Below are 20,241 nucleotides of genomic sequence, written 5' to 3' on the forward strand. Positions count from 1 at the left end.
AAAGACTTATCAGGCCCGGCTGAGCCAGGCTTGCAGTTCAGAAAAATGATCAATCGTCAGCCTGGGCTCGTATGCCTGCAAGGCTTCGGCTGCCTGAGCACCGTAGCTGACCGCCACGCTGTCCATGCCAGCATTGCGTGCCATCATCAGGTCGAAGGAAGCGTCACCCACCATCAACGCCTGACGCGGCGCTACGCCGCAATGCGCCAGGATCTGCTCCAGCATCAGAGGGTGAGGTTTGCTGGCGGTTTCATCCGCTGCACGGGTGATACTGAAATAATCTTCAAACCCGTGAGCCTTGAGCACCCGATCCAACCCGCGACGGGCCTTGCCGGTGGCCACGGCCAAGTGATAACCCTCGGCGCGAAACGCTTCCAGGGATTGCCTTACGCCGTCAAACAGCGGCGAAGGCGTGGCCTCCAGCGCGATGTAGTGATCAGCGTAATGATCACGAAAGGTCACCAGTTGCGCATCGCTGATCCGGGGGTACAAGGTACGGATCGCCTCGGGCAGGCCCAGGCCGATAATGCCTTTTACCGCCAGATCAGTGCATAACTCGAAACCCGAACGGGTCGACGCCGCGTGCATTGAGTCGACGATGCGCCCAATGGAATTGCACAGCGTGCCGTCCCAATCAAAAATCAGCAGCTTGTAGTCAGGGTGCGACACTCAAACGCTCCACGGTCTTGGCCCACATCTCATCGACCGGCGCCTGCAACTTCAGCTCGCCGCCATCGGGCAGCGGCACGGTGAGCATATAGGCGTGCAGGAACAGGCGCTTGCCGCCCAGGTCACGAATTTCCCTGGAGAAATCCTCATCGCCGTACTTGGTGTCACCGGCGATGCAGTGGCCCGCGTGCAGGGTGTGCACGCGAATCTGGTGGGTACGCCCGGTCACCGGCTTGGCCTCGACCATAGTGGCGAAGTCACCGAAGCGGCGCAGCACCTTGAACAGGGTCAGGGCTTCTTTGCCCTCCTCGTCCACTTCGACCATGCGCTCGCCGGAGCGCAGGTTGCTCTTCTGCAGCGGCGCACGCACGCTCTTGATGGAGCTGGCCCAGTTACCACGCACCAATGCCATGTAGCGCTTGTCCACGCCATCGCCACGCAAGGCGGTGTGCAGGTGACGCAACATGCTGCGTTTTTTGGCGATCATCAGCAGGCCGGAGGTGTCGCGGTCCAGGCGGTGGACCAGTTCCAGCTCCTTGGCATCGGGTCGCAACTGACGAAAGGCTTCGATCACCCCGAACGTCAGGCCACTGCCGCCGTGAACCGCAATGCCGCAAGGCTTGTTGATCACGATCAGCTTGTTGTCTTCGAAGACAATCGACGCTTCCAGGCGCTGCAACAGGCCCTGGGCCAATGGCACCGGCTCGTCACGCTCAGGCACGCGCACCGGCGGCACACGGACGATATCGCCCGCCTGCAGCTTGTACTCGGGCTTGATCCGGCCTTTGTTCACGCGCACTTCACCTTTACGCAAGATGCGGTAAATCAAGGTCTTGGGCACGCCTTTGAGCCTGGCCAGGAGGAAATTGTCGATGCGTTGGCCGGCATATTCCGGCGAGACCTCGAGCAGCTGGACGCTGGGGGTCTGGGGGGCGGTATTCGTCATGGCGGCGATGATAACAATTTTTTATGGAATTGAAGCACTTAATCATTGCTGCTATAGTCGCGAACGCCGCCAAAAGCGGCCTGGACAGAGGACTTGCGGCAATCTGCCGGCCCTGACCATCGCAATTCATCAGGACGCGAGGCCGTCCTACGGGGCTTTTGCCACCCTGGAAGGCTCAGGATTGTAACAAGCGCAGGTGACATGAGGCCTGAAGCGAGTGCAGAAAGCAGAGTGAATACTCGCGTTCTGCGCCGATATTTACGGCCAGTTCACAAAGTGCAGTCAGTCTTGAGCCAGACCACGGCGAATGCTTCGGAAACAACGCCTGTTAAGAGCTGAGTGAGAGCGCAGTCGCCCACACCTAGTCTTGTTTAGCCATGAGCGTGGACTCCCCATTGGAGTACACGGTAAATGCCAACCCGCTGCGGATTCTGCGCGCGGCAGCACCCGAATTATCAGGGATACGTGTAGGGTGGAGATGCACAACCGTCGGACCGTGTAGCATTAGGCTTATAAGACGCTTCATCTCGTCCACAGTCGCCGGTTGATTCCTCCTCCTGACCTTAGCTTTTGTTGAAGTGGTGCCTTTGTCACCACCGCTAACAAGCAGGACGCGTCCGTCGCGATACCGGCCCAATTGGCTCGTTATTGCTGGACACTGGAGTGGCCAACCACTCTTGACGCACCTGACACCGACCGTGAGAAGTCGTGTGTGCCGAACGCCGTTTCCGGCAGCCCGGAAACCGACGGTACAACATGAAAAGAATGCTGATTAACGCAACTCAACCCGAAGAGTTGCGTGTTGCACTGGTAGATGGCCAACGCCTCTATGACCTGGACATCGAATCCGGTGCACGCGAGCAAAAGAAGGCCAACATCTATAAAGGCCGTATTACTCGCATCGAACCAAGCCTTGAGGCTGCCTTTGTCGATTTCGGCTCCGAGCGCCACGGCTTCCTGCCCCTCAAAGAAATCTCCCGCGAATACTTCAAGAAAGCCCCCGAAGGCCGCGTGAACATCAAGGACGTCCTGAGCGAAGGCCAGGAAGTCATCGTTCAGGTCGAAAAAGAAGAACGTGGCAACAAGGGCGCTGCCCTGACCACCTTCATCTCCCTGGCCGGCCGTTACCTGGTGCTGATGCCGAACAACCCACGTGCCGGCGGCATTTCCCGTCGCATCGAAGGCGAAGAACGCAACGAACTGCGTGAAGCGCTGAACGGCTTGATTGCTCCTGCCGACATGGGCCTGATCGTGCGCACTGCAGGCCTGGGCCGCAGCAGCGAAGAAATGCAGTGGGACCTCGACTACCTGCTGCAACTCTGGACCGCCATCAAAGAAGCCTCCCTGGATCGTTCCGCGCCGTTCCTGATCTACCAGGAAAGCAACGTGATCATCCGCGCCATCCGCGATTACCTGCGCCAGGACATCGGCGAAGTGCTGATCGACAGCGTTGAAGCCCAGGACGAAGCCCTGACCTTCATTCGCCAGGTGATGCCGCAGTACGCCAGCAAGATCAAGCTGTACGAAGACAGCGTTCCGCTGTTCAACCGTTTCCAGATCGAAAGCCAGATCGAGACCGCCTTCCAGCGCGTGGTCGAACTGCCTTCCGGCGGCTCCATCGTGATCGACCCGACCGAAGCCCTGGTGTCAATCGACATCAACTCGGCGCGCGCCACCAAAGGCAGCGACATCGAAGAAACCGCCCTGCAGACCAACCTGGAAGCGGCTGAAGAAATCGCCCGCCAGTTGCGCCTGCGTGACATCGGCGGCCTGATCGTGATCGACTTCATCGACATGACCCCGGCCAAAAACCAGCGCGCCGTGGAAGAAAAAGTCCGCGAATGCCTGGAAGCTGACCGTGCCCGCGTACAGGTCGGCCGTATCTCGCGCTTCGGCCTGCTGGAAATGTCCCGTCAGCGCCTGCGTCCCTCCCTGGGCGAGAGCAGCGGCATCGTCTGCCCGCGTTGCAACGGCACCGGCATCATCCGTGACGTTGAATCGCTGTCGCTGGCGATCCTGCGCCTGATCGAAGAAGAAGCCCTGAAAGACCGCACCGCCGAAGTTCGCGCGCAAGTGCCGATCCCGGTGGCCGCTTTCCTGCTTAACGAAAAACGCAACTCGATCACCAAGATCGAACTGCGCACCCGTGCCCGCATCGTCATCCTGCCGAACGATCACCTCGAGACGCCGCACTTCGAAGTGCAACGCCTGCGTGATGACAGCCCGGAAGCCCACAGCGGCCAGTCCAGCTACGAAATCGCTGCTGCCGCTGCCGAAGTGGAAGAAGTCCAGCCAGCCGCCGCGACCCGCACCCTGGTTCGCCAGGAAGCGGCCGTTAAGACAGCACCGGCACGTGCCAACGCTCCGGTACCGACCGAAGTGGCTGCACCGGTTGCCGCGCCGGCCGCCATGCCTGAGCCAAGCCTGTTCAAAGGCCTGGTGAAGTCACTGGTCAGCCTGTTCGCCAGTAAAGAAGAGCCTGCTGCGCCGGTTGTGGTTGAAAAACCGGCCACCGAGCGCCCGGCCCGCAACGAAGAACGTCGCAACGGTCGTCAACAGAGCCGTAACCGCAACGGTCGCCGTGACGAAGAGCGCAAGCCCCGCGAAGAACGTGCACCGCGTGAAGAACGCGCACCACGTGAAGAGCGTGCACCTCGCGAAGCCCGTGAAGAGACCCCGACTGTAGCCCGTGAAGAACGTGCACCGCGCGAAGAGCGCGCGCCACGTACTCCACGCGCCCCACGTGAAGACCGCAAGCCACGTGGCGAGCGTGAAGAACGTGTGCGTGAACTGCGCGAGCCGCTGGACGCCGCACCAGCGGTAGCTGCCGTCGCTGCCGAAGCCGCCAGCGAAGAACGCCCGGCTCGCCAGCCGCGTGAAGAACGCGCCCCACGTGAAGAGCGCCAGCCGCGCCCACCGCGTGAAGAGCGTCAACCACGTGCCGAGCAAGCCGCTGCCACCAGCGAAGAAGAAGTGCTGACCGGTGAAGAGCAACTGCAGGAAGACGGTCAGGACAACGCCGAAGGCGATCGTCCACGCCGCCGCTCCCGTGGCCAGCGTCGCCGCAGCAACCGTCGTGAGCGTCAGCGTGATGCCAACGGCAATGTGATCGAAGGCTCGGAAGATACCGGCGAGAACGGCGAAGCTGCAACCGCAGAACCGACGGGCGCCGAACTGGCTGCCGGCCTGGCTGTGACCGCCGCAGTTGCCAGCACCGTGATCAGCGCACCGGCTGAAGCCCAGGCGCATGAGCAAGCTGAACGCGCTACCGCTGCTGTTGAAGAAACGGCTGCTGCAGAAGCACCGGTTGCCGAGACGCCAGTGGTTGAAGCGCCGGTTGTTGAAGCGCCAGTCGTCGAAGCCACTGCCCCGATCGAAGCCCCAGTGGTTCCGGAAGTGGAAGTTGCCTCGCCAGTGCGCGACGTTCAACCAGAAGTCGAAGTGACTGCTGTCGAGCCTGCACCGGTAGTCGAGCCTCAGCCAGTGGTTGAAGCCGTCGTTGACGCGCCGGTTGTCGAGGAAGCCGCCCCGGCAGTGCGTGAAGTTCGCGAAGAACAGACCGCTTTCCAGTGGACTGCCGAGCCAGCTGCACCGGTTGAAGCGCCAGCACCTGCCCCTGCGGTGGAAGAAGCGCCTGCACCGGTTGCCGAAGTGGTTGCCGAGCCCGCCCCAGTCGTTGAGCCTGCACCCGTGGTTGAAGCGCCAGTGGTTGCCGAAGTCGCAGCGCCCGTGGTTGAAGCCGCGCCTGCCAGCGCCCTGACCGAAAACGGCCGTGCGCCAAACGACCCACGTGAAGTGCGTCGTCGCCGCAAGGAAGCTGAAGCCGCCGCTGCTGCAGCCGCTGCCGCACCGGCTGCCGAAGCGATCGAGGCTCCAGCCCCGGTTGAGCACAAGGCCTTGGAAACAGAGCACGAGCCTAAACCCCTCGTCTGATTCCATCCGCTACTAAAAAGCCCCGCCTGAGTGATCAGGCGGGGCTTTTTTATGGGCGTTCAACTTTTGCCTTGTGGAGATCAAAGGTGGGAGCTGGCTTGCCTGCGATAGCATCACCGCAGCGTGTCTGACACACCGAGGTGCCTGCATCGCGGGCAAGCCCGCTCCCACAGTTAGTCCGCGCTGAAACTCAATGCTTGCGGCAGGTCCACATCCCACAGCACACCGGGATCTTCCACTCGCACCTCCTGCACACTCGCCTGGGCAAATAACGACTTTGCGCCACGATCACCGCTCAATGCCATCATTCGCGGCCCAAGCGCCCGGCCAAAAGCCACCGGATGCCCGTATTTACCCGCCTGCACCGGCACACTGATGCCATCGTCCTGGACCGCATCAACCACCCGCTCAATGGTCGACGGCTGAATAAACGGCATATCCCCCAACACCACCAACCAGCCATCGGCCTCACCATTGGCTGCGACAGCCGCCGCGATGCTGTCGCCCATACCGGCCGAGTCAAGCAGCAAGACTTCACAGCCATACGCCTTGGCCAAGCGAATAACGGCCAAGCGGTCCGGCGAAGTGACCAGCCAACGCCTTACAACGCGCCCTGGCAAATTCATCAACACCTGCTCAATCACTGGCCGCGTCACACCGTCAAGCCCTACGCAATCAGCCAGCAGCTTGTCTTGATCAGCACCGGCCGCAGCGCGAAAGCGACTGCCCTGCCCCGCCGCCAGCACAATCGCCGTCACCATTACTCAGCCTCCACTGGCAACGGTTTCTTCTGCATCGGTGCCACGCCATTCTTGATCGCGACAATTTCCGCCATCAATGACAGAGCAATTTCGGCCGGCGTATGACTACCGATATGCAGACCGATCGGCCCATGCAGACGCGCGATCGCCTCCGCCGACAACCCCAGCGCCGCCAGGGTTTCCCGGCGCTTCTGCGTATTGACCCGCGAACCGAGGGCGCCAATGTAGAACGCCGATGAGTTCAGCGCCGTCAGCAGCGCCATATCGTCCAATCGAGGGTCGTGCGTCAGGCAGACGATGGCCGTGCGCTCATCCGTCTGGATATTCAGCACCGCCTCATCCGGCATGCCGGGCACAAAGCGGCCATGCTGCTCTTCCCAGCCGTAGACGAATTCTTCGCGCGGGTCGCAGATCAGCACTTCGAAATCCAGCAGGCGCGCCATTTCAGCCACGTAGCGCGACAGCTGCCCGGCGCCGATCAGCAGCAAACGCCAACGCGGGCCGTAGATAGCCCGCAGGCGCTCGCCATCAAAGGTCACGACGTCGGTCTTGGCCGCGCCGCTCAAGGTCACCGTGCCACTGCTCAGGTCCAGTTCACGCGCGACGATCTGATGGTCTTCGCAGCGCGCCAGCAGCTGCGAGACCCAGCCAAATTCATCCACGCGTTCCTCAGTCAGGCGCAACGTGCCGCCGCACGGCAGGCCGAAACGCGCCGCCTCATCGCGGGTGACTCCGTAGGTCACCAACTGCACCGGCGGGCCATCCTCCGGCAAGCGGCCATCCTGCAAGCGCGCGATCAAGTCGTCCTCGATGCAACCACCCGACACGGAGCCGATCACCACGCCATCGCCACGCAAGGCCAACATCGCCCCCGGCGGGCGTGGGGCGCTGCCCCAGGTCTGGACCACGCTGTACAAAACTACTCGGTGCCCGGCACGGCGCCATTCGAGCACGCTGCGCAGGACATTAAGATCCACACTGTCCATCAGGTCTCCTACGGCGAATGAAGTATTCACTTACTGTAAAGCAAGCAAAACCCAAAGCGCCACGCCAGAAACGCAAACGCCCCGAACCAGTCGGGGCGTTTGCAGGCTTTGGGTGTTGTTCACACCTTGGGCAATTTTTTACTTGATAGCAGGAGCAGGGCCTTCAGCCACGCCCAGGTCATCTTCCGGGCGGGTGTCGGAGATACCGGTGCCGCCGGACGCCAGCTCGCTGTGCAGCTTGTCGGTGTCCAGCTCTTTAACCCACTTGGCCACAACGATGGTGGCAACGGCGTTACCGACCAGATTGGTCAGTGCGCGGGCTTCGGACATGAAGCGGTCGATACCCAGGATCAGCGCCAGGCCGGCAACCGGCAGGTGGCCTACGGCCGACAGGGTCGCAGCCAGCACGATGAAGCCCGAACCGGTCACGCCTGCAGCGCCTTTGGAGGACAGCAGCAGCACCAGCAGCAAGGTGATCTGATGGGTGATGTCCATGTGGGTGTCAGTCGCCTGGGCGATGAACACGGCAGCCATGGTCAGGTAGATCGACGTACCGTCGAGGTTGAAGGAGTAGCCGGTCGGGATCACCAGGCCTACTACGGATTTCTTCGCGCCCAGACGCTCCATCTTGATCAGCATGCGTGGCAGTGCGGATTCGGAGGAGGAAGTGCCCAGAACGATCAGCAGCTCTTCACGGATGTAGCGAACCAGCTTCAACACGCTGAAACCGTGCGCACGGCAGATGGCGCCCAGCACCACGACCACGAACAGGATGCAGGTGATGTAGAAGCAGATCATCAGTTGGCCCAACTGCACCAGGGAACCTACGCCGTAGGCACCGATGGTGAACGCCATGGCGCCCAGGGCACCGATTGGCGCGAGCTTCATGATCATGTTGATGATGTTGAACATCACGTGGGCGAAGCGATCGATAAAGTCCAGCACCGGCTTGCCGTAGGCACCCAGGCGATGCAGGGCAAAACCGAAGATCACCGAGAACATCAGCACTTGCAGGATGTCGCCGTTGGCGAAGGCACCGACGATGGTGTTCGGGATCACATTGAGGATAAAGCCAACCACGCTCTGGTCTGCACCAGCGGTCACGTAGGCCGCGACTTTAGAGGCGTCCAGGGTCGCCACGTCGATGTGCATGCCGGCGCCCGGTTGCACAACGTTAACGACGATCAGGCCAATCAGCAGGGCAATGGTGGAAACAACTTCGAAGTACAGCAGCGCGTAGCCGCCGGTTTTGCCCACCGATTTCATGCTTTGCATGCCAGCGATGCCGCTGACAACGGTGCAGAAGATGATCGGGGCAATGACCATTTTGATCAGCTTGATAAAGCCGTCACCCAGTGGCTTGAGGGCCACACCGGTCTGCGGGTAGAAGTGACCGAGCAAAATACCGATAACGATTGCGACGATCACCTGGAAATACAGGGATTTGTAGATTGGCTGACGAGTCGTCATTGCAAAGTTCCTCAATCGCACCGTGTGACAAAGATCCGCCATTGCCCACGACACTTGAATTGCGAACCCTCCTGCACTGGAGGGATTTGTTGTTTGCGAGGTCTGTAGGAATAAACCTGCGCTGTAATCCTTATCGCAAACGCCGTGCCACTTTGCTGAAAACCGCTGACGGCCTTTAGACATCAGGGCCGAGATCAGTCAATACGCCATCGACACTGGGGCCAGGTGGCGGAATTCCGCCCACCCACCCCCTCTCGTCCTACAATTTGGCGGATATCCGCCTTGTCGCCCCACCCGGTGATGGCTAACATCCGCCACTCCATGGACGAGGCCCTCACATGCGTGAACGTACCATCGCCAGTCACTATGCCCGCGCCGCCCTGGGCGGTGCGCGCCGCGCGGGTTACGACTATTCGGGCCTGCTGCTGCAAGTGGGCATTACCCCGGAGCTGCTGAGCGAACCCCGCGCCCGCATCGCCCCCGAGCAATTTACCCGGCTGTTGCAAATGCTGTGGCTGGGGCTGGACGACGAATACCTGGGGTTTGCCGAAGGCCCGAGCAAGCGCGGCACCTTCGCCATGATGTGCCACGCGCTGATTCACTGCCGCACCCTGGAGAAGGCTCTGGAACGCGGCTTATTATTTTATAGCCTATTCCCGCAGGGTCCGCGCTGGCAGCTGACCAGAGAAGGCGATTTGGCCCGCTTGAGCCTGGACGATTCGCAGCTGTGGGACCCGGACCACTTTCTCAGCGAGTGCCTGCTGGTGATCTGGCATCGCCTGGGCAGCTGGTTGATCGGCCAGCGCATCCGGCTGCAGCAAGCCACGTTCAGCTATCCGATGCCGGCCCATGCGGGCGAATATGACCTGCTGTTCCCCTGCCCTCAGGTATTTGGCGCGCCGAACAGCAGCCTGGTGTTTCCCGCCCGTTACCTGAGCCTGCCGTTGTTGCAGGACGAGCGCACCCTCAAGCACTTTCTCGAGCGCTCGCCCGCTGACCTGTTGTCGCGACCGGATGAGGGCGACAGTTTAAGCAGCCAGCTGCGCCGCTTGCTCAGCCGCGACCGCACGCCCTGGCCGGACCTGGAGGCCGTCGCCCAGCACCTGCACATCAGCCCGCAAACCCTGCGCCGGCATTTGCGTGAGGAAGGCACCAGTTTTCAGACGCTCAAGGATGAGTTGCGGCGGGACATCGCCATTTACCACTTGGGGCGGGCGGATTTGTCGTTACAGGAAATTGCCGAGCAGTTGGGGTTTTCTGAGCCGTCGGCGTTTCATCGGGCGTTCAAGAAGTGGACCGGATTGACGCCGGGGGCTTACCGCGCGCAGGAGAATTAGAGGGGCAGTGCCTGGGCGGGCCTCATCGCGGGCAAGCCCGACTCCCACAGTTGATCGGATTCACACAATCAAAAAGGTGGGAGCTGGCTTGCCTGCGATGGGGCCTGTAAGGACAATAAAGATCAAGCCGCCGGAAAGTGAATCTTGAACGCCGCGCCACCCAAAGGCGAATCCCCAAGGGTCAACCGCGCGCTGTAGCTTTCAATGATGTCCTTGACCACCGCCAGGCCAATGCCCTGCCCCGGATGCTGGCGGTCCAGCCGCTCGCCCCTTTGCAGAATCCGCGCACGCTGATCGGGCGGTACGCCAGGGCCGTCATCTTCGATGCACAGCTCAGTGCCTTCAAGGTTCTCCGTCAGGCTGATGCGCACTTCACTCAGGCACAGGCGATAGGCGTTTTCCAGCAGGTTGCCAAGCATTTCCAGCAAGGCGCCCTTCTCGATCGGCACATCGCAATCGGGCGGCAATTCAAAGGTCACGGTCACGCGCTTGTCGCGGTAAACCTTGTCCAACGTGTCGCACAGGCTTTGCAACACCGGTTCCAGGCGCACCTGGTGCCGCACCAGGCCACTTTTACGCAGGCTGGCGCGCTGCAATTGGTAGCCGATCTGCTGGCTCATGCGTTCGATCTGCGATTGCAGCACCCAGGCCTGGCCGCGTTCTTCCGGGCGCTGGGCCATGTCTTCGCTCACGCCCTGCAACACCGCCAGCGGGGTTTTCAGGCTGTGGGCCAGGTCGTCGAGGGAATCGCGGTAGCGCGCCCGTTGCTCGCGTTCGCTGTGGAGCAAACGGTTGAGCGAGCCGGTCAGGCGCAACAGTTCGCGTGGGTGTTCCTCGGTGAGGCTTTCGCGGGTGCCGCCTTCGATCTGGTCTAGCTCCTGGCTCAAGCGCCGCAAGGCTTGCAAGCCCCAGGTCAGGCCCAGCCACAACAGCGTCAACAATACGAGCAAGGCCGCGCCGAAGCCCAGGTAGAGGTTTTCCTGCAGGCCTTCGAGGGTCAGTTGGTATTCACGCACCGGTTGCAGCGCCACGATACTGAACGCCGCGCTCTTGCCGCCCAGCAACTTGACCTCGACGTCGTACACGAAAAACTCCTGGCCATTGGCTTCGCGAATCCGCGCAAATTCATTACCGCGCCCGTCGTAGCGCGGCTTGTAGTTGATGTTTTCTTCCTGGGTCGCCCGCGAGCGCCACACCAGATGCCCCTCACGGTCGTAGATGTAACCGAGCAGGCGACTGTCAGTGAGGTTGAAGCGTTCGTCCGGCAACTGCGCCGGCATCAGCAGGCGGTTGTTTTCGACCCGCGCGGCGGAAATCAGCGTGGTGACATCCGAGGCCAGGCGCTGCTCGATGGAATCCTGCAGCGCCAGGCTGAACGCGCCTTGCATGGCGGGCAACAAGCCCAGCATAAACAGCACGGCCAGGGTGGTGGCCGCGAGCATCAAGCGCACACGTAGCGAGCGAATCAACGGCAGCGCTCATTGAACAGGTAGCCCAGGCCACGCACGGTGTCGATCGGTTTGAACCCGGCCGGGCCTTCCAGCTTGCGGCGCAGGCGACCCACCAACACTTCGATCACGTTCGGATCCCGCTCGTCGTCATCAGGGTAGAGCTGTTCCATCAAGCGGTCTTTGGCGACCACCTGCTGATGGTGACGCATCAGGTATTCGAGAATCCGGTACTCGTAGGCCGTCAGCGCCAACGGTTGCTCATCCAGCGACGCCTGCTTGCGATTGAGGTCGAGCAGCAAAGGCCCGGCGACGATGGTCGACTGGGTGAACCCGCTGGAGCGGCGCAGCAAGGCGTTCATGCGCGCCTCCAGCTCTTCGAACTGGAACGGCTTGACCACGTAATCGTCGGCACCGGCAGCCAGGCCTTCGACCTTGTCTTGCCAGTTGCCGCGCGCGGTGAGGATCAGGATCGGGAAAGTCTTGGCCTGGCTGCGCAGTTGGCGGATCAGGTCCAGGCCGCCCATGCCGGGCAGGCCCAGGTCGATAATCGCCAGGTCATGGTTGAATTGGCCGGTCTGGTAAAGGGCTTCCTCGGCATTGGCCACGGCTTCGACCACGTGGCCGCTGTCGGTCAGGCGGGTGAACAGGTGATGACGCAGCAGCGCCTCATCTTCCACGACCAGCAATTTCATAAGGCTCTCCAAGGCGATTCAACTGTCCGACAGGGGGATATCATAGCGGCCCTGCAAGTCTTGCGGGCGCAGTTTAATGCCATTGTATTGGCCCGTCAGGTGTTCGTAGCCGGTGCGGTAGGCCGGTTGCGGCGTGGTCATGCCCAAAGACTGGCCCCACGGCGCCGCCTGGCCAGCCACCTCGTCGAAGCTCACACGCTGGATCAGGTTGCTGGATTTCCTGGTTTTCTCGCTGCCGAAAGCGGCAAACGCACCGTCCGAAGCCTGAACCCCGGCAGTGGCGCCGAGCATGCTTAAGGCCAGAATCAGCTTTTTGATCGCAGTCATGGGGCTTACCTCTACGCGTTTTGGCTGTTGAAGCCAGACTACGCAGGCGCCCCTGAACTCCCCCTGAACGGGCTCTGAACCAGGCCTGAACCGTTACGGACTATCCACCGGCGCGCCAACTGACGCAAAATACCGCGCATGACGCCTCTACCCGCTTGTTGCACCCCGCTCGATGCCCATTGGCCACTGCCCATCCCGCTGCCGGGCACGGTGTTCTTGAGCACGCGATTCGACCCGGCCTTGTTGCTCGCCGATGACTTCCAGCGTAGCGCCGTGCCGCCTCCGGCCAGCATCCAGCGCTCGGTGGCCAAACGCCAGGCGGAGTTCCTTGCCGGTCGCCTGTGCGCACGGGCGGCGTTGCAACAGCTTGATCAGCTCGATTGCGTACCGGCCATCGGTGACGACCGTGCGCCGGTGTGGCCTGGGCATATCAGCGGTTCCATTACCCACAGCACCGGGCACGCGGCGGCCATTGTCGGGCACAAGGCGCAATGGCGCGGGCTGGGGATGGACCTCGAAAATCTGCTGTCACGGGAGCGAGCCGAACGTTTGGCTGGAGAGATTCTGACCGCCGACGAATTGCAGCGCATGTCACTGGGGCCGCGCGAGCAGAATGCCCTGCTGGTGACGCTGACGTTTTCGGTCAAGGAGAGCCTGTTCAAAGCGCTGTATCCGATTGTGCACAAGCGTTTCTACTTTGAGCACGCCGAGGTGCTTGAGTGGTCGCAGGCAGGCCATGTGCGGTTGCGGTTGCTGACGGAGCTGTCTGCTGAGTGGTGTTATGGCACTGAGTTGGAGGGGCAGTTTGCGGTGGAGGGGGAGCAGTTGTTGAGTCTGGTGGCTGTCGGCGCCTGATAGATCGCTATCGCGGGCAAGCCCGGCTCCCACCTTTGATGTGCGAATACATCCAAAATGTGGGAGCTGGCTTGCCTGCGATAGCGGTCTTAAGTCTTGTCCTGATCCCTGGGCCAACTCAAGCTGAAACACGCCCCACCCAGGTTGTTGCTCTTGCTGATCAACGCCCGCCCGCCGTGCCAATAGATAATCCGCCGCACAATCGACAAACCCAGGCCATGCCCGCCTGAAGCTCGCGTGCGGCTATCGTCCAGACGCAAAAATGGCGTGAAAATCCGCTCCCAGGCGCTTTCCGGCACCCCCGGCCCGTCATCTTCCACATCGATGCGGCAACGCACCTGCCCCACTTGATAGCTGATCAGCACCCGGCCCTGGGCATGGCGCATGGCATTGCCCACCAGATTTTGCAGGGCGCGGTGCAAGTAGCGCGGCTCGGCGTCGACCCAGGCATCGTCCCAGTGTGCCGAAGACAGGCAGATGCCACGGGCAACACTGACCTGCGGGCGCAGTGGCGATAATTCGCCGATCACCTGATCGAGCAAGGCGCTGAGGTCGACCCGCTGGAAATTCAGCTCCGGCGCGCCCTGCTCCAGGCGGGCGTAGGTGAGCATTTCGTCGACCAGGCCGTCGAGGTCCTGGATATCGCTGTCCATGCCGTCCATATATTTACGCCGCGCCTCTGGGGTGGAAGCGTCGCCGATCATCTCCAGGCCGAAACGCAGGCGCGCCACCGGCGTGCGCAATTCGTGGGAGACGGCGCGCACCAGCTCGCGCTGGATCGCCAGCAATTGCTGCAAGTGCTCGGCCATGCCATTAAAGGCAGCGGCCAAACGCCCCACCGAATCGGCGCCACGGGCCGGTACGCGCACTTCCAGGTTGCCTTTGGCAATGCGCGTGGCCGCCGCCTCCAGGCCTTTGAGGCGGCGCTCAAGCTGGCGCACCAATAAATAGACGATCAAACCGATCAGCGTGAGGCTGATCAACGCGATCAGGATCAGCCACTGCGGCGGGTACGGGTTCATTTGATACAAGGGGCCGATTTCCAGCACCCACGGCGTGCCGACCATGCCGGCGAATACGCGGATGGAGTCGCCGCCCTTGCCCAGGGCCATCACCGTGTCGCCTTCCGCAACCCGGCGGCGCTGGTCATCATCCATATCCGCCTGATCCAGCGTCATCAGGTGCATCTCAAAGCCAAAGCCCTTGGCCTCTTTTATGTCCGCCAGGCGTTGCGGCTGCTCGGCCACCGGGAAACGCACCAGTTCGTCAGCCAACAGGTAAATCGTCGCACGCGCCAGCTGCTCGCTGATCTGCTGCACTTCACCGGTGAGCACAAGCTGCGACTGTTCACTGACCAGGCGCAGTACGCGCGCGGCATGCGGGCCGGTCTGCTCCACCAGCACCTGGCCGCGTTGCAGGCGGTTGCGCTGGGTCAGGTCCAACTGCGCGTCCGCCAACGGACGCAGTTCCAGGGGAATGCCGAGCAAGCGCTCCCACACCGCCAGGGCGCGCTGGCGCTCGATCGCGCTCATCGGTTGCAGGTTGTCGCCCATCAGCGCAAAGGTGCCGTGGGCCAGGCGCTCACGGTACTGGCCGCTGCGCACTTCATTGAGCAGGTGCAGGGCCAGCACGCCAAGCAACGCCACCAGGATCAGCGCCGCGCACATGCCGCCGTAGATGCGCAGGAAGATCGAGTTCACAGCGGCATGTCGGCGGCAGCTTCGGGGACGAACAAGTAGCCTTTGCTGCGAATGGTTTTGATCAGGCGCGGGTGAATCGGGTCGTCGCCGATCTTGGGTCGAATACGCGAGATGCGCACATCAATGGAGCGGTCCTGGCCGTCGTAGCCAATCCCGCGCAAGGCAATAAAGATTTCTTCGCGGGACAGGATACGCCCGGCATTCGCCACCAGCAGCCACAGCAGGTCGAACTCGGCACTGGTCAGCTCGATGCCGCCGTCATGCAGCCAGGCTTCGCGCAGGGCGTTGTCCACCACCAGCGGGCCGAATTGCAGGCGCCGCTGGCTTTCCACGGCGGCGGGTAGTGCCGGCTCGCTGCGCCGCAACAACGCCTGGATACGCGCCAGCAACAAGCGCGGGCGCACAGGTTTGCACACATAGTCGTCGGCGCCCATGTCCAGGCCCTGAACCTGGTCCATGTCATCGGTGCGGGCGGTGAGCATCAGGATCACGCCGTCGTAGCGCTCGCGGACTTTGCGGCAGATGCTCAGGCCGTCTTCGCCGGGCAGCATCAGGTCGAGGATCACGAGGTCCGGTTGTTCGGCGACAATGCGCGCCGCCGCCTGGGCGCCGTCGCTCTCCACCGACACCTGCAAGCCGTTGCTCTCCAGGTAATCACGGGTCAACTCGGCCAGTCGCTCGTCGTCCTCGACGATCAATATCTGCCAGGCTTCTTGCTCCATGCGCTACCTCGGTTCTCATTATTGTCATGTGCAGCAAACACACTGCTGCCTCTATATGAAGGCCGATTGTAGCCATGGGCCAACCCTTAAACACAAGCCGGGAAATCCATTCGGTGATCGCGTTTTTTTGTGATAGGGTTCGCGCCCTCAAAAAACCAACAGACGGTTTTTGCCTTGGAATATTCGGTGACAAACGGCGTAATCCAGCAGTACTGCGGCCTACACGGGTGTTCCACGTTTCATACACATTTTACCCACAGCGTTATCCACAGGTAGTGCGTTGCTAAGCCCCCCAAAACGCATTATCTTGTACCTCGGCGCTAAAAAAACCCTACATGTAGGGTTTTAAGCAAAAAACCAAACACAAATCAGACAAGAAACTCAAGCGCTTTCTTGCTCCTGTTTGGTTGAACCAAAGCATTTTTTAAAAGCCCAAACCGCGCACGCGGATGGCAACCGTTTTCCAGCCCGATTGGCAGAAAACGGTACGGGTGTTGCAGTGCTTGCAGCGAGCAACTGTCACCCGGCAGGAATACGGCCAAGGGCTCTTTCAAGCCCCGAACCGAAGACTTCGGCATGGAAGCGGCGCGAATAGCTCCCTTCCTCCTGTCCCGAAGTTGTTATGCCAGGCCCAGGCCTGTTGTAAGTGCTTCAGGACGGAACGGTGGGCACCGTGATGGTGCCCAAATAAATATAGAATGTGGAGACAACCCCCCATGCAAACCGACACAACTCGCGAGAACCCGCAAGGCTCCGTGCCGCAGGCCGCTGATTCGAACCTGGATCTGTCCGCCACTGCACCTGGCCAACTGCGTGTGATCAAGCGTAACGGCACTGTCGTTCCTTATACCGATGACAAAATCACCGTCGCCATCACCAAAGCGTTTCTTGCAGTTGAAGGCGGCACCGCTGCTGCCTCGTCGCGCATCCACGACACCGTTGCCCGCCTGACCGAACAGGTTACCGCGACCTTCAAACGTCGCATGCCGTCGGGCGGCACCATCCACATCGAAGAAATCCAGGACCAGGTCGAACTGGCCCTGATGCGTGCCGGCGAGCAGAAAGTGGCACGCGACTACGTGATCTACCGTGACGCCCGTTCCAAGGAACGTGCCGTGCGCTCCCCGGCTGAAGAATCGGCCGTGCAAGCTCACCCATCGATCCGCATCACCCTGGCCGACGGCAGCTTTGCTCCGCTGGACCTGGGCCGCCTGAACACCATCATCACCGAGGCCTGCGAAGGCCTGGAAGAAGTCGACGGTGACCTGATCCAGCGCGAAACCCTGAAGAACCTGTACGACGGCGTGGCCCTGACCGACGTCAACACCGCCCTGGTGATGACTGCCCGTACCCTGGTTGAGCGTGAGCCGAACTACTCGTTCGTGACCGCGCGCCTGCTGATGGACACCCTGCGTGCCGAAGGCCTGGGCTTCCTGGGCGTGGCCGACAGCGCCACCCACCACGAAATGGCTGACCTGTACGCCAAGGCCCTGCCGGCCTACATCGCCAAGGGTATCGAATTCGAATTGCTGAACCCGATCCTGGCCACCTTCGACCTGGAAAAACTCGGCAAGGCGATCAACCACGAGCGCGACCAGCAGTTCACCTACCTGGGCCTGCAAACCCTGTACGACCGTTACTTCATCCACAAGGACGGTATCCGCTTCGAATTGCCGCAAGTGTTCTTCATGCGTGTGGCCATGGGCCTGGCGATTGAGGAGAAGCAAAAAGAAGACCGCGCGATTGAGTTCTACAACCTGTTGTCGTCCTTCGACTACATGTCGTCGACTCCAACCCTGTTCAACGCCGGCACCCTGCGTCCACAGCTGTCGAGCTGCTACCTGACCACCGTGCCGGATGACCTGTCGGGCATCTACCACGCGATCCACGACAACGCCATGTTGTCCAAATTCGCCGGCGGCCTGGGTAACGACTGGACGCCGGTGCGTGCACTGGGTTCGTACATCAAGGGCACCAACGGCAAGTCCCAAGGCGTTGTACCGTTCCTCAAAGTAGTGAACGACACCGCTGTAGCCGTGAACCAGGGTGGCAAGCGCAAAGGCGCTGTATGTGCCTACCTGGAAACCTGGCACATGGACATTGAAGAGTTCATCGAGCTGCGCAAGAACACCGGTGATGACCGTCGTCGTACCCACGACATGAACACCGCCAACTGGATCCCTGACCTGTTCATGAAGCGCGTCTTCGATGACGGCCCGTGGACCCTGTTCTCGCCGTCCGAAGTGCCGGACCTGCACGACCTGACCGGCAAGGCCTTCGAAGAACGTTACGAGTACTACGAAGCCCTGTCCCAGTACCCAGGCAAGATCAAGCTGTTCAAGACCATCCAGGCCAAAGACCTGTGGCGCAAAATGCTGTCCATGCTGTTTGAAACCGGCCACCCATGGCTGACCTTCAAAGACCCGTGCAACCTGCGCAGCCCGCAGCAGCACGTGGGTGTGGTCCACAGCTCGAACCTGTGCACCGAGATCACCTTGAACACCAACAAGGACGAGATCGCCGTTTGCAACCTGGGCTCGATCAACCTGCCGAACCACATCGTCAACGGCAAGCTGGACACCGCCAAGCTGGAACGCACCGTGAACACCGCCGTTCGCATGCTCGATAACGTTATCGACATCAACTACTACTCGGTGCCACAGGCGCAGAACTCCAACTTCAAGCACCGTCCGGTCGGCCTGGGCATCATGGGCTTCCAGGACGCGCTGTACCTGCAGCACATTCCTTACGGTTCGGACGCTGCCGTCGAGTTCGCCGACAAGTCCATGGAAGCGGTCAGCTACTACGCGATCCAGGCTTCCTGCGACCTGGCCGACGAGCGCGGTGCCTACGAGACGTTCCAGGGCTCGCTGTGGTCCAAAGGCATCCTGCCGCTGGATTCGCAACAGATCCTGATTGAGCAGCGTGGCCAGAAGTACATCGACGTTGACCTGAACGAAACCCTGGACTGGGCGCCGGTACGTGCCCGTGTGCAGAAAGGTATTCGTAACTCCAACATCATGGCCATCGCACCGACCGCAACCATCGCCAACATCACTGGCGTGTCGCAGTCGATCGAACCGACCTACCAGAACCTGTATGTGAAATCGAACCTGTCGGGCGAATTCACCGTGATCAACCCGTACCTGGTTCGCGACCTCAAGGCCCGCGGCCTGTGGGACTCGGTCATGATCAACGACCTGAAGTACTACGACGGTTCGGTGCAGCAGATCGAACGCATCCCGCAAGAACTCAAAGAGCTCTACGCGACCGCCTTCGAAGTGGACACCAAGTGGATCGTTGACGCCGCCAGTCGTCGCCAGAAGTGGATTGACCAGGCTCAGTCGCTGAACCTGTACATCGCCGGTGCATCGGGCAAGAAGCTCGACGTGACCTACCGCATGGCCTGGTACCGTGGCCTGAAAACCACTTACTACCTCCGTGCCCTGGCCGCGACCAGCACCGAGAAGTCGACCATCAACACCGGTAAGCTCAACGCTGTTTCCAGCGGCAACCACGGTGATGATTCGGTGCTGGCTGCTCCAGCCGGCCCGGCACCCGTGCCAAAGGCTTGCGCGATTGATGAGCCGGATTGCGAAGCTTGCCAATAAGCTGAGTGAGTCCCGGGCTTGAACGCCCGGGATGTAAAAAACCGATAAACCTGAATGCATTTGGGTTTATCGGTTTTTTTTGCGCTACACGAATGCGTAGGCGTTGCCTTCCTGAGGCCCTTCACCGCGCCCACCCCACAATTCAATGCGCCCGCCAATCACCGCCATTGAATGGTGGCCATAATCCACAACACCCAGCTTGCCACTTGCCAGCTCGGAACTCGAAGACCGCCTATAGAGGTCTTTCAGGCCAAGCCGGTCCAGCGCTTCCCAACCCATTTCGCCATTGTTCAAACTTTGCATCGCATGAGCGAAACTCTGTTTTGCAGCATTGGGGTTGTCATCGTAGCCATTGCCCTCCATTTGAGCCCGCTTGGCGCTCGCGGCATACATGAAGTTTGCGTCGGTAATCATGCCCGGATTATCGCCCTTGAACTGCGCGTAAGCGGCTGCATGCCTTAACTCACCCTTAGATAAAGTAAGCTCGAAACCGTCTCGCATTTTTACGTAGTAACCCCCTCCCGTCTCCTTCACATCCTTGAAGACGTCGGTAGGTTTTTGACCAAACTTCATCATCGCTCCCTTTATCGCGGAAACGGTGACGCAATTGCCGTCAGGGCCTTGGCTGAAACCACTCCAGATATTGTCCGGCTTTTTACCTGGGTTGCTTGCATCTGGCTTGTAGTTGAAATGCTTGGAACCGTCGGTAATCGGTAGATTACTCATGGGTTCGCTACCGCCGAAATTCTTCGGATTTACCCTGCCACCACCACCACCACCA

Annotated in this window: 14 protein-coding genes and 1 pseudogene; 4 read left to right on the plus strand and 11 right to left on the minus strand. The window is 60.9% G+C overall.

Annotated features, from left to right (window positions below; all coding sequences use genetic code 11):
• Positions 1-9: 9 nt before the first annotated feature.
• Together GIW28_RS16865 and rluC are read right to left on the minus strand one after the other, a co-directional pair.
• A complete protein-coding gene (locus GIW28_RS16865; RefSeq protein WP_017138370.1) occupies positions 10-669 on the minus strand; it encodes an HAD-IA family hydrolase in 660 nt (219 codons plus the stop codon).
• The gene (gene rluC / locus GIW28_RS16870) at positions 656-1,615 is read right to left on the minus strand and encodes a 23S rRNA pseudouridine(955/2504/2580) synthase RluC (protein WP_169985036.1); all 960 of its coding nucleotides are present in this window, start codon (positions 1,613-1,615) and stop codon (positions 656-658) included. Before rluC ends, GIW28_RS16865 begins: the two co-directional genes overlap by 14 nt.
• A gap of 756 nt (positions 1,616-2,371) precedes the next feature.
• On the opposite strand from rluC, the gene rne reads away from it, so the two are divergent.
• The gene (rne, locus tag GIW28_RS16875; protein ID WP_236447143.1) at positions 2,372-5,548 is read left to right on the plus strand and encodes a ribonuclease E; all 3,177 of its coding nucleotides are present in this window, start codon (positions 2,372-2,374) and stop codon (positions 5,546-5,548) included.
• A gap of 173 nt (positions 5,549-5,721) precedes the next feature.
• Here rne and GIW28_RS16880 read toward each other — a convergent pair whose 3' ends face one another.
• The 3 genes from GIW28_RS16880 to GIW28_RS16890 form a co-directional block, all read right to left on the minus strand.
• Positions 5,722-6,309 (minus strand): nucleotidyltransferase family protein, encoded by a 588-nt coding sequence (locus GIW28_RS16880; protein WP_236447144.1) that lies wholly within the window; start codon positions 6,307-6,309, stop codon positions 5,722-5,724.
• Positions 6,309-7,295: an XdhC family protein gene (locus GIW28_RS16885; protein ID WP_017138373.1), complete on the minus strand. Its 987-nt coding sequence runs from the start codon at positions 7,293-7,295 to the stop codon at positions 6,309-6,311. Before GIW28_RS16885 ends, GIW28_RS16880 begins: the two co-directional genes overlap by 1 nt.
• A 138-nt stretch (positions 7,296-7,433) precedes the next feature.
• On the minus strand, positions 7,434-8,765 hold the full coding sequence (locus tag GIW28_RS16890; RefSeq protein ID WP_017138374.1) for a dicarboxylate/amino acid:cation symporter: 1,332 nt from the start codon (positions 8,763-8,765) through the stop codon (positions 7,434-7,436).
• Between the two features lie 338 nt (positions 8,766-9,103).
• Between GIW28_RS16890 and GIW28_RS16895 the strand changes: the two genes are divergently transcribed.
• A complete protein-coding gene (locus GIW28_RS16895; RefSeq protein WP_177034898.1) occupies positions 9,104-10,102 on the plus strand; it encodes an AraC family transcriptional regulator in 999 nt (332 codons plus the stop codon).
• A 122-nt stretch (positions 10,103-10,224) separates the two neighbouring features.
• On the opposite strand, the gene GIW28_RS16900 is transcribed toward GIW28_RS16895, so the two are convergent.
• The 3 genes from GIW28_RS16900 to GIW28_RS16910 are packed head-to-tail and all read right to left on the minus strand — an operon-like array spanning position 10,225 to position 12,572.
• Positions 10,225-11,571: an ATP-binding protein gene (locus GIW28_RS16900; protein WP_169985046.1), complete on the minus strand. Its 1,347-nt coding sequence runs from the start codon at positions 11,569-11,571 to the stop codon at positions 10,225-10,227.
• Entirely contained in the window at positions 11,568-12,245 is a 678-nt protein-coding gene (locus tag GIW28_RS16905; protein ID WP_017138377.1) for a response regulator, read from the minus strand. Before GIW28_RS16905 ends, GIW28_RS16900 begins: the two co-directional genes overlap by 4 nt.
• A gap of 18 nt (positions 12,246-12,263) precedes the next feature.
• On the minus strand, positions 12,264-12,572 hold the full coding sequence (locus GIW28_RS16910) for a hypothetical protein (RefSeq protein ID WP_170039843.1): 309 nt from the start codon (positions 12,570-12,572) through the stop codon (positions 12,264-12,266).
• A gap of 138 nt (positions 12,573-12,710) precedes the next feature.
• Here GIW28_RS16910 and GIW28_RS16915 point away from each other — a divergent pair, with 138 nt between their 5' ends.
• A complete protein-coding gene (locus GIW28_RS16915; RefSeq protein WP_099548169.1) occupies positions 12,711-13,427 on the plus strand; it encodes a 4'-phosphopantetheinyl transferase family protein in 717 nt (238 codons plus the stop codon).
• A gap of 89 nt (positions 13,428-13,516) precedes the next feature.
• On the opposite strand, the gene GIW28_RS16920 is transcribed toward GIW28_RS16915, so the two are convergent.
• Entirely contained in the window at positions 13,517-15,127 is a 1,611-nt protein-coding gene (locus tag GIW28_RS16920) for an ATP-binding protein (RefSeq protein WP_236447771.1), read from the minus strand.
• The gene (locus tag GIW28_RS16925; protein WP_138451494.1) at positions 15,124-15,849 is read right to left on the minus strand and encodes a response regulator; all 726 of its coding nucleotides are present in this window, start codon (positions 15,847-15,849) and stop codon (positions 15,124-15,126) included. The genes GIW28_RS16920 and GIW28_RS16925 overlap by 4 nt, the downstream gene beginning before the upstream one ends.
• Positions 15,850-16,565: 716 nt before the next feature.
• Here GIW28_RS16925 and GIW28_RS16930 point away from each other — a divergent pair.
• Positions 16,566-19,460: a ribonucleoside-diphosphate reductase subunit alpha gene (locus GIW28_RS16930; protein WP_099548171.1), complete on the plus strand. Its 2,895-nt coding sequence runs from the start codon at positions 16,566-16,568 to the stop codon at positions 19,458-19,460.
• An 84-nt stretch (positions 19,461-19,544) separates the two neighbouring features.
• Here the strand turns inward: GIW28_RS16930 and GIW28_RS16935 are convergent.
• Positions 19,545-20,241 (minus strand): annotated as a pseudogene (locus tag GIW28_RS16935) (hypothetical protein); the annotation flags it as partial.

This window comes from Pseudomonas sp. PA-5-4B (assembly GCF_021606215.1).
Taxonomy (GTDB): Bacteria; Pseudomonadota; Gammaproteobacteria; order Pseudomonadales; family Pseudomonadaceae; genus Aquipseudomonas; species Aquipseudomonas edaphica.

Excerpts from the sequence above, each read along its gene's own strand:
- GIW28_RS16885 (WP_017138373.1), bottom strand. The coding sequence starts at position 7,295 with ATGGACAGTGTGGATCTTAATGTCCTGCGCAGCGTGCTCGAATGGCGC.
- GIW28_RS16890 (WP_017138374.1), bottom strand. The coding sequence starts at position 8,765 with ATGACGACTCGTCAGCCAATCTACAAATCCCTGTATTTCCAGGTGATC.
- GIW28_RS16905 (WP_017138377.1), bottom strand. The coding sequence starts at position 12,245 with ATGAAATTGCTGGTCGTGGAAGATGAGGCGCTGCTGCGTCATCACCTG.
- rluC (WP_169985036.1), bottom strand. The coding sequence starts at position 1,615 with ATGACGAATACCGCCCCCCAGACCCCCAGCGTCCAGCTGCTCGAGGTC.
- GIW28_RS16915 (WP_099548169.1), top strand. The coding sequence starts at position 12,711 with ATGACGCCTCTACCCGCTTGTTGCACCCCGCTCGATGCCCATTGGCCA.
- GIW28_RS16880 (WP_236447144.1), bottom strand. The coding sequence starts at position 6,309 with ATGGTGACGGCGATTGTGCTGGCGGCGGGGCAGGGCAGTCGCTTTCGC.
- GIW28_RS16930 (WP_099548171.1), top strand. The coding sequence starts at position 16,566 with ATGCAAACCGACACAACTCGCGAGAACCCGCAAGGCTCCGTGCCGCAG.
- GIW28_RS16910 (WP_170039843.1), bottom strand. The coding sequence starts at position 12,572 with ATGACTGCGATCAAAAAGCTGATTCTGGCCTTAAGCATGCTCGGCGCC.
- GIW28_RS16925 (WP_138451494.1), bottom strand. The coding sequence starts at position 15,849 with ATGGAGCAAGAAGCCTGGCAGATATTGATCGTCGAGGACGACGAGCGA.
- GIW28_RS16895 (WP_177034898.1), top strand. The coding sequence starts at position 9,104 with ATGCGTGAACGTACCATCGCCAGTCACTATGCCCGCGCCGCCCTGGGC.
- rne (WP_236447143.1), top strand. The coding sequence starts at position 2,372 with ATGAAAAGAATGCTGATTAACGCAACTCAACCCGAAGAGTTGCGTGTT.